Genomic DNA, 9,830 nt, shown 5'->3' with positions numbered 1-9,830 from the left:
GGCGAACCTGGCTTGAAAACTCTCTGGCGAGGGCTTTCTACCTTTTACCATTTGTTTGAAGGTTCACAACTTGCTTCTACGTCCTAGTCTCTATCACTGTTTCGACTACTTTTGCCTAATGGATAGCTTTGATAAGGGGGGCTGGGGGGGATCCAGCAAGTCAATGGCATAGAAAGAGATGGTATCTAGGAGCCGCTACGGGAACCCATAAATATCTTATCAATTTAAATACTATCCCAAGATTACGATCTAAACTTAAATACTATCGCAAAATTAACCTTTAAAATTAAATGTAATGCTCTGATGCACTAAGGGATTTGCCGTAGGCTATGCTACGCGATCGCTAATACAAAATTAAGCAAAAAAAATTTATTATATACCCCCTTTTGCAAAAAAAATCAAAAATTACTTGACAAATTAAATAATTATTTATTACCATCAAAATGTCACCAATACAACAACAAAAAACATTATGGACATCGAAAACTTTCTCCCAAATTTCGAGTATAACCCCAACAATCCTAATCTCCCTGACTCATTTGGCAAACCCCAGCCAGGACGGAAGCAAATCAAACATATATTGATCGGTTCTCCCAAAATTGTGCGGGTCACAATCTATAGCCTTTATAGCCGTGGCTACGCCCAAGTTGATGAGTGGAGCACTCCTCAACCTATCGGAAATTCTGGTGAGGTGATCAGTATATTGATTCGACATCTGTTGCTAGATTAAGATAGCAAATTGCCAGGGATGCCAATCCCTGTCTTGATGCAGTCGCTGATGGGGGAAACCCCCAAGACCGCGCTGCATCGCTGGCGACAGGTCAAAACTTAGGAGAAAAGGAGAAAGTACGAAGTCTGAAGTCTGAAACCTAAGTTAGTATGTTGTTGATCGGGATAATTTCCTGATGAATTGGTGAAGACATAGTCAAGAACCCTAGGGTTTTTGACTATTACAACAAATAATTCGGTCAAGGATTGGAATTAACCAGAACTTGACCGAATTTTTTTATTGTGATGAGGGAACAGGGAGTAGGGAGTAGGGAGTAGGGAGTAGGGAGTAGGGAATCGGGAATCGGGAATCGGGAATCGGGAATCGGGAATCGGGAATCGGGGAGATGTTGCGTAGGGTGTGTTAGGGGCGGGCTTGCCTTCATGTTCAACTTCTTCGCGCCTGAAGCCGCCCCGTAACGCACCAACCAAAGACTTGCGACAATGTCTTGATGCAGTCGCTCATGGGGGAGACCCCCAAGACCGCGCTGCCTTCCCAAGACCGCGCTGCATCGCTGCAATAGTTTTGAACCACCCTTACCACTCTAATCATATTTTCCACCCAACCCTTGCATCTTTTAAAAAATTGTGTTAAAATCACAATATCGTTAAAGCAATGGTTTTACCGCCATGATGATTTCTACCGCACAAGCCGCTGAATTACTAGGTATCTCTGCCACTCGCGTCCGTTTCCTGTTGAGCAAGGGCAGAGTCAAAGGTGCTTATAAGGTCGGTAGAACTTGGGTAATTCCCTTATTTGATGGCATGCCAGTGGTCACCCCTGGTACTCGCGGACCAAAGCGGAATTGGTCAAAGCGCACAAATTACACTAAAGCTGTCATCCACGTTAATCAAAAAGTGATTCGCCAAAATCACAACACTGGCGAACGCAATCCCGTGATTACCGTAAAACGCGGCTCTAAAAACACTTACGGTCATACGGTCGAAGTCAATGGCCCCTGTCGGGTGATGTATCGCCCAGATGAACCCCTAAAGTGTGGAGCACGGGTATGGATTGAGACGATTTCTGACTTTAAAGTGATCGCCTAAGCTGTTATGCATTTCAATTAGATACTTATAAAAAAGTAACCATTTAGCCGTCAGCGGTCAGCGGTCAGCGGTCAGCCGTTGGCCTTTGGCTGATGACTGATAGCTGATGAGTGATGACTGATAGCTGATGACTGATAGCTGATGACTGATAGCTGATAGCTGATAGCTTTACATAAAAAACCCATCAAACCCTATTCCCTGTTCCCTGCTCCCTGTTCCCGACTCCCGACTCCCTACTCCCTTGTAGTTAAACTCAACGACTCCCGACAGATCAAACTTTCCTGGGCAATTTCTTCCAATTCAACCGCTTTCAACAATCGGGACCAAGCCTCAGCAAAAGTAGAATTTTGTGGATTACTACAACGAAGTTTAGCTGATTCATTCAAGGCATCATACCAAATGCCATTTTGAGCATAAACTGTAATTAGCTTCTGTGAGGTTTTATTATCTAACTGATGCTTAAACTCTGGCAATTCAACCCGTTTCAAAAATCCTTCGATAAACAAAAACGAGTCATTGTCAAACGAATCTGGGGAATTACAATCAAGGATCAGATACCAGCGATACCACTTACCAACCTCTAAGGAGTACGGAAGAGGTATGCTAAACACACCAGACCGACTTGGCAAAGTAACAGGGAGATATTTTGGAGCAAGCTTGGTGTTAGTTTTTGAATCCTGCAAGGAAAATTCCCCAGAAAGCCCCCTCTCAATAGGTTCAGATTGATAGGAAACATGAACCCAGATAGTCGGAGACTCATTAACTGTCAATCCCCTACTATCTTTAGCGATCACAGGAGTCATCCTAAGGTTTCCTCCCATTTCAGAAACAGCCATAGGACAATATCCACGATTACCTGTACCTCGCCTACGTCCGCTCGGCGCATCACCTGAATAATCTGGCTGTTTAAACTCTACTGCTATAGATTCAGCCCTATTGCCAGTGGATTCCATCAATTGCGCTTGTGCTGGGTAGCTAGTGAGAGTCGTCAGAGCAAACGCAATCCCATAAAGCAGTTTAATTTTAACCATTGTCAACTCCGATGCTTTTGCCAAGGAAGATGCTGGCTGGGTCTCAGAAGTTCCCTTTTTGCATCAATCCTAGTTTCACATCTGATTGGAACATGGTGTATAACGTACTACCAAAACCATACCCACCGAAGTAAGCACCAATACCATTGCTGATGGCACCAGCGGTATCCAACCCCCTTGCAAAATAAACAGATAACAAATGCCATACAAAGCACCAAGTGCCACTCCCGTCGAGATTACCAAGCCACTTAGGAAATGCATACCCCTAGCCTGGCCTGAGCGGAATCCCATTACCAAACCAATTACACTTCCTACCACAGACCAACCCCAAATCCACAGCACTTCTCCCCATTCTGACCAAACCCACAACAAAGGTCGATTATCCAGAACCGCACTCAGGATTTGACTTACCATATGTCCTTGAATCACCACTCCTGGTGTTCGCTTCTCGCTCAGGGACTGACTGGCACTGTAAGGGGTGAGCCAGTAATCACTACTGGTATTAATTGGACCGGCTATACCAACAAGAATAATCCGACCCTTCAGTTGGGACCTGCGCTGGGGCGGAATCTTATCATTGAGAATATCGCCAACATTGACTGTTAGTGCAATATCTTCAGGAGAACGACGGGAACGGTAATTTAGCAAGATTTGTCTACCTGCTGCATCCACTCTGTGGTAGCCACCGGTATCAGAATTTAATTCCTTCAGCACAACAGTTTTACCGTTATCCAAATCTGGCGCATCAATCCACAATTGCTGATTTGATGTGTAGCCCCATTGGATACCCTTAGCATCTAGATAGTATAGGGCTAGTAGCAGGCTAAGGTTATTCTTAGCAGTACACTTATCAGTCAGGTCTGGTGAGTTCAGAGATAACAGATGGCGACGGAGGATTCCCCCCTGGTCAGGTAAAGCATCACTAAAACCAATCCGATCGGGCCGAATTTCCAGTGGTGGAGAAATCCCTTCGGTGTCCCCAGCCTTAGCATCTTTAACTTTACAGATACCAAATAAATTCTTTTGTCCCAGGTAAGTTGCTAGTTTAGGGTAAGCTGGATCCACCGGAAAATCACGATAGATATCTAAGCCAATCGTGACTGGTTCATACTCCTGGAGTTTCTCAAATAGCCGAGTAAGAGTATGGTCTGATAACGATGCCCCATGCTTGGGTTGCTGTTCCTGATTTTTAATATCCTCTGGGGTAGCCTTAACAATCAACAGACGCTCGTCCCGCATTTCATAGGGTCGTTGTCGCATCAGTTTGTCAAAAGCTTTTAGTTCAAGCCCTTCCAATAGTCCCAACCACCGCAATCCCATCACCAAAGCCATGGCGAATACACTAGCCTTGAGTAACAAAACGCGATCGCACCATAGTAAACGAATCGGAAACGAATGGGATGGTTTGTCGGAGCTAGTTTGGTCTGAAGGAGTAGGGGAGGTACTGGGCAATGAAGTTTGACCCTTTGTTACAGCCGATCGCATCATGTGTTGACCCTCTGAAGAGGTTTGTGACCCATGAGCCTGACTGGAGCTACCTGAAACAGAAGGGAATTGATTGCGATCGCGCAACTGTTGCCAAGTCGGCGGAACAACAGCCGGATTTTGGCAAATCACTGGCAACCAGCTAGCACCAGGATAGTTATCTTCCCACCCTTGCAACCGTTCCCTAGCTTCCCGCACTGCCAAATATAAGGATTTTCCACCAGCAAATGCCGTTAAAAAGGACTTCAAAAACTCCTGTGCCACTCGATCGGGTACCGGCTCCCGCATCACAATCAATTGAGGAATATGTAAATCAGCCAATTCCCGTGCCAATCCCAAGCCATCGCAAGAGTTGAAAATTGCCAGTCTCAAACCACAGGTAATAGCTGTTCTCAGAGCATGCTTTAACTGGGAAATCGTTAAGCTATCAGTTTGATTAATACTTATGTAACCGGTTTTAGCATCCGCCCCACTCCCGCTATGTCCCGCAAAAAACAGGATATCCCATCCCTGTTTATCCCAAAGCTGGTGGTTAAGCTCTTGGCGTTGTGGCTGCACCACAAAAACAGTTTCCGCCTCTGGTAACTGCTCAAGTAAAGCGCGGTCTTTTTCAACCTCAATCCCTTCACTATTTCCTAAAATTCCTAATACCCTAACCTGACCCGTTGACTCTCGAGCTGGCGTTCTGACTCGCTCATACTCTTGGCTACTCAACGCCACTTCTGTCAGCGGGTAATCTTCAAATAAACGCCACAAATGCCAAGGCAATCGTCGCACTTGGTCATCTTCCGCCTCGATAATCACTCTAATTTCCTCAGACGGCATTAGTTTAGTTCGCACTCGCCGTTCAATCTTGTGAAATTCTTCAGCATTGAGCCAGGTATTAATTTGCTCTTCTAACTGTTGAGACAGATTCCTAAACTCAGCTTCTGAAACATTAGTGATACTAACGTCATGAATTTCCAGACGGAGATCGCACCTGAAGCCTCCGTAGAGTGCTGCATACATTAATTGCCAGCGTTTGTAGAGTTTAGGCAGTTCCGGTGCAGCAGGCAAACATCCAGTAAACTGAATCGGATTACGATGATCTGTTTCCCAAAGTTGAGCGATAACAGTAGGAAAACCTTCCTGACAATTTCCATTTCCCAGTTTTAAGACTAGTGACTGACTCATCGATACAGCGGTTTGCAATTCAATTAAGTACAAAGTTCTGGGTTTTTAGGGAGCAGGGAGCAGGGAAAAGGGAAGAGGAAAGAGTGAAAAAAATCCTGTCTACCTGATAGTTATGCAAACCACTGTTTATAGGGGTCTAACCATTAAAACTATTGCGATGCTAATGTAACATTACTTACTTGTGTTTGTCAACTCCTAAATTGGTGGTATAAAAATGCTATAGTGTAGTTTTAAGATTTTATATCTAGATTGATATCTAGCTTGATCCACAGCTGACTGATTCACCATCAAGGGATATCAGAAAAGTCAGCTTTTCACGCAAACATTAGTTGTCACGTGACCGTAATTTGTGGTATACTGTAAAGCTAGTGACTAAAAAAGTATGGGCGATTAGCACAGTGGTAGCGCGCTTCCTTCACACGGAAGAGGTCACTGGTTCGAACCCAGTATCGCCCATGGGTAAGCATATGCTGATAGCTGTTCGCGTAGCGTGCGCGTAGCGCTTAAGCTGATAGCTGACTACTTACACTCAAACAGTCAACCAAACCGAAAGGTCTCGTTGAATCAAATCTTGGAGTTTCAGGATATCATCACGATAAAATTCCAGCAACTGTTGCCGTTCCTCTTTAGAAAGAGCAGCTTGTCTCTTATCACTTGAGTTCATTTTGATTAGCGCTGAACGAACAGTTTGCCTCACCTCCACTGGTAGAATGTACTTTAGTCCAGAAGCCACCATAGTTCTGAAGGGATTTTGTTTACGCAACAGATCATTAACCAATTTTACTTTAGGAACTTGAGCCACTTGAGCTTTTTTGGATACATCTGGGATAAACTTTTCATCTACTCCAATGAATCGATACATATCCTGGAGCAAAGCCACGGGATTTTTACATAAATCATCGTACAGATAAACTTTGATTTTATCTCGATTAAACGTTTCAAAAAAATGACTCAATTGAGCAGTGTAGAGTCCTTTTTTTAGGGTAAACGACCCCTTAGAGCGAAACTTAAGCTGTTCCGATAACGGTTGAACCTTACCCGCTACATCCGTCGCTTCCCGAACGTGCATTAAATAATCCGAATAAGCTCGGTCTATGGGATTTCGGAGAATAGCAATTAGTTTAACATCGGGCAAATAACGCAATATTAGCTCAGACGATGATTGATAATGAAACAAATAGTTAGGGGATGCTTCACCAATCGCTATTTCATCCTTAACGTCTTCGAAAAGTTTACAATATTTTTCAAAGGTATCAATTCTATTTTCATTAGGAGTTATTAGTTCTCGAGGCAACTTTCCCCAATCTTTCTCCAAAAAATTGGTTTCCTTAACCGGACTCATATAAACTTGAGGGTGTTGCGTTAAGTAGTTATAAATAGAAGTTGTTCCTGCCTTCTGCACACCTATAATTAAAAAATTGGGTAATTTCATTTTATTTCTGGGGGGAATCGGGAATCGGGAATCGGGAATCGGGAATAGGGAGTAGGGAGTAGGGAGTAGGGAGTAGGGAGTAGGGAGTAGGGAGTAGGGAGTAGGGAGTAGGGAGTAGGGGTAATAAAATTTAATGTACCTCGTACCCTATAAAAATGTTTCCCATCTCCCCATCTCCCCACACTTCCCACACTTCCCACACTTCCCACCCTCCCCACACTTCCCACACTCTCCCCATCTCCCCGACTCCCGACTCCCGATTCCCGACTCCCTGATTAAGGCAACTGCTATAGTTACTGTTCAAGTTAATGTAAATTAGTTACTCGCTTCAACCCAGCAGAGTTCTGGTCGTACTCGTCTAGGTCAACGGAAATCGGCTCAACATTCCAAATTTCCTGAGAATACTCCCGAATCGTGCGGTCTGAAGAGAATTTGCCCATATTCGCCGCATTGATAATCGACATGCGAGTCCAGTGATCCTGATCCCGATAGGCTTGGCTTACTTGCTTCTGGGTATTCACATAGGACTGGTAGTCTGCCAAAAGCAGGTACTCATCGCCGTACAGTAGGGAATCCACCAGTGGCTTAAACAGCTCGGGCTTACGGGAATAGAAGTACCTAGAGCCAATCTGATCGATTACCTGCTTGAGCTCTTGATTGTTGTTATAGTATTCTTGTGGGTTATATCCCCCAGCTTTGATAGCGTATACTTCCTCAGTAGTTAAACCAAACAGGAAAAAGTTCTCTGCTCCTGCTTCTTCTCGGATTTCAATATTAGCACCATCCAAGGTCCCAATGGTTAAGGCTCCATTCATGGCAAATTTCATATTGCCAGTTCCAGAGGCTTCCTTGCCAGCAGTGGAAATTTGCTCTGAAAGGTCGGCTGCTGGGTAAACCTGCTCTCCGAGGGAAACCGAGAAGCCTTCTAAGAAAACTACTTTTATGCGATCGCTTACATCGGGGTCATCATTAATAATCTCTGCTACTGAGTTGATCAACTTAATCACCAGTTTAGCCATGTAGTAACCTGGTGCTGCTTTGCCAGCGAAAATAAAGGTTCGGGGCAAGATATCGATCGAGGGATTCTCCTTGATCTGGTTGTAGAGAGTAATGATATGGAGTACATTCAGCAACTGACGCTTGTACTCGTGAATCCGCTTTACTTGAACATCAAACAGGGAATTAGGATCAACGTTAATATTGTTGTGCAGCAGAATATAATCCGCCAGGTTGTGCTTGTGCAGCTGCTTAATCTTGCGCCAGCGATCGCAAAACTCAGCATCATTAACAAACTGCTCTAACTGTTTGAACTGGTCTAGATTAGTAACCCAACCCTCTCCAATTTTCTCAGTAATCAGTTCCGACAGTTGAGGATTACTCAGCAATAGCCACCGACGGGGTGTGACCCCATTGGTCATATTAATAAATTTATTTGGCCACAATTCATAGAAATCTTGGAGCACATCCTTCTTCAGCAATTCCGTATGCAGTGCGGCCACCCCATTAATAGCATGGCTACCTACACAGGCTAAATGAGCCATCCGCACAGACTTATCAGGTCCTTCTTCAATCAAGGACATTCGTCTGAGCCGGTCATTATCACCTGGATACTTGGCACGCACATGATCCAAGAAGCGACGGTTGATTTCATAGATAATTTCTATATGCCTCGGTAATAGTTTCTCAAATAGGCTAACTGGCCAGCGTTCCAAAGCCTCTGCTAGCAAAGTATGATTAGTATAGCCAAAAGTGTTCCTAGTGATATACCAAGCTCTATTCCAGCTCAATTTGTACTTATCCAAGAACAACCGCATCAGCTCCGCCACCCCAATCGATGGGTGAGTATCATTTAGCTGAATCGCAATTTTTTCATGGAACAGGTCAAAATTGCTATTAGTTCGTCGGTAATTATTAATAATATCCTGAAGAGAACAGCTAACAAAGAAATACTGCTGCTCCAGCCGTAGTTGCTTCCCTTGGGAAGTATTATCATTGGGATACAGGACTTTAGAGATATTCTCAGAATAGATCTTTTCAGTAACAGAACCAGCATAGTCACCGCTGTCGAACACCTCAAAATCAAATTCCTCACTGGCACCAGCACGCCACAAACGCAGGGTATTGACCGTATTTTTCTTGTAACCAGGCACTGGTATATCGTAGGGAGTACCCAAAACCTGCCACTCCGGAACCCAACGCACCCGATAGCGCCCTTCATCATCCTTGTAGGATTCTGTCTTACCCCCGAAATTAACCTCAACCGTTAATTCTGGGCGTCGGATTTCCCAAGGGTTGCCGAAGCGTAGCCATTTGTCAGGACGTTCAACTTGAGCACCGTCAATGATCCGCTGGTCAAAGATACCGAATTCATAACGGATGCCGTACCCAACAGCAGGAATTTCTAACGTTGCCAGGGAGTCCAGGAAACAAGCAGCCAAGCGTCCTAAACCGCCATTCCCTAGACCAGGCTCAGCTTCCAGGATTTTCAGGTCATCTAGCTCCAGCCCAGATTCGTGGAGAGCTTGGCTGAGCCGATCATATATCCCCAAGTTGAGCAAGTTATTAGTGAGCTGGCGACCCATCAAAAATTCTGCTGACAGGTAATATACCGTCTTAGCATTTTTTCTAGTATAGGTTTCTAAGGTTTTAATCCACCGCTGAAGTAGCCGGTCTCTTACCGTATAAGCCAGAGCCATATAGTAATCGTAGGGTGTAGCCAAAAACTGATTTTTACCCTGGATATAATAAAGATTATCAGCAAAGGCTCGCTTAAGGGTTTCCACCGACATACCTGTACGGTCATCTTCTACCTTAACCTTGATTTGTTGTGTGAGGTTGGTAGCTTCCTTCATAGTATGGCTCATCCTGACCAAAAACTTGTCACTCCATTA

The 9,830-nt window shown here is 44.4% G+C and carries 9 protein-coding genes and 1 tRNA gene; 3 read left to right on the top strand and 7 right to left on the bottom strand.

All coding sequences use genetic code 11. The features are described from left to right. Positions 1 to 472 precede the first annotated feature (472 nt). Positions 473 to 730, top strand: coding sequence for a hypothetical protein (locus tag F6K46_RS15330; protein ID WP_293053983.1), 258 nt, complete (start codon positions 473 to 475; stop codon positions 728 to 730). Positions 731 to 968: 238 nt separating this feature from the next. Here the strand turns inward: F6K46_RS15330 and F6K46_RS15325 are convergent, their stop codons facing one another. Next, complete coding sequence (locus tag F6K46_RS15325) at positions 969 to 1,289, bottom strand: hypothetical protein (protein ID WP_293053981.1); 321 nt, start codon at positions 1,287 to 1,289, stop codon at positions 969 to 971. A 109-nt stretch (positions 1,290 to 1,398) separates the two neighbouring features. Here F6K46_RS15325 and F6K46_RS15320 point away from each other — a divergent pair, with 109 nt between their 5' ends. Then, entirely contained in the window at positions 1,399 to 1,818 is a 420-nt protein-coding gene (locus tag F6K46_RS15320) for a helix-turn-helix domain-containing protein (RefSeq protein ID WP_293053978.1), read from the top strand. Positions 1,819 to 2,051: 233 nt separating this feature from the next. Here F6K46_RS15320 and F6K46_RS15315 read toward each other — a convergent pair whose 3' ends face one another. After that, positions 2,052 to 2,849, bottom strand: a complete 798-nt coding sequence (locus F6K46_RS15315; protein WP_293053975.1) for a DUF928 domain-containing protein — start codon at positions 2,847 to 2,849, stop codon at positions 2,052 to 2,054. Positions 2,850 to 2,924: 75 nt separating this feature from the next. After that, positions 2,925 to 5,507: a CHASE2 domain-containing protein gene (locus F6K46_RS15310; protein ID WP_293053972.1), complete on the bottom strand. Its 2,583-nt coding sequence runs from the start codon at positions 5,505 to 5,507 to the stop codon at positions 2,925 to 2,927. Positions 5,508 to 5,891: 384 nt separating this feature from the next. Here F6K46_RS15310 and F6K46_RS15305 point away from each other — a divergent pair. Then, positions 5,892 to 5,963 (top strand) — tRNA-Val (locus F6K46_RS15305). A gap of 73 nt (positions 5,964 to 6,036) precedes the next feature. On the opposite strand, the gene F6K46_RS15300 is transcribed toward F6K46_RS15305, so the two are convergent. From F6K46_RS15300 to F6K46_RS15285, 4 genes are read right to left on the bottom strand one after another with little or no spacing between them, the layout of a single operon-like run. Then, positions 6,037 to 6,939, bottom strand: coding sequence for a sulfotransferase (locus tag F6K46_RS15300; protein ID WP_293053969.1), 903 nt, complete (start codon positions 6,937 to 6,939; stop codon positions 6,037 to 6,039). Next, on the bottom strand, positions 6,936 to 7,121 hold the full coding sequence (locus tag F6K46_RS15295; RefSeq protein WP_293053966.1) for a hypothetical protein: 186 nt from the start codon (positions 7,119 to 7,121) through the stop codon (positions 6,936 to 6,938). The genes F6K46_RS15300 and F6K46_RS15295 overlap by 4 nt, the downstream gene beginning before the upstream one ends. After that, positions 7,070 to 7,243, bottom strand: coding sequence for a hypothetical protein (locus F6K46_RS15290; protein ID WP_293053963.1), 174 nt, complete (start codon positions 7,241 to 7,243; stop codon positions 7,070 to 7,072). Before F6K46_RS15290 ends, F6K46_RS15295 begins: the two co-directional genes overlap by 52 nt. A gap of 1 nt (position 7,244) precedes the next feature. Then, positions 7,245 to 9,803, bottom strand: coding sequence for a glycogen/starch/alpha-glucan phosphorylase (locus F6K46_RS15285; RefSeq protein WP_293053960.1), 2,559 nt, complete (start codon positions 9,801 to 9,803; stop codon positions 7,245 to 7,247). Between the last annotated feature and the right edge of the window lie 27 nt (positions 9,804 to 9,830).

Source organism: Moorena sp. SIO3E8 (genome assembly GCF_010692445.1).
In the GTDB taxonomy this organism is placed as follows: Bacteria; Cyanobacteriota; Cyanobacteriia; order Cyanobacteriales; family Coleofasciculaceae; genus Moorena; species Moorena bouillonii.
The sequence above is the reverse complement of the archived record's forward strand: the minus strand, read 5'-3'. Positions and strand labels throughout refer to the sequence as shown.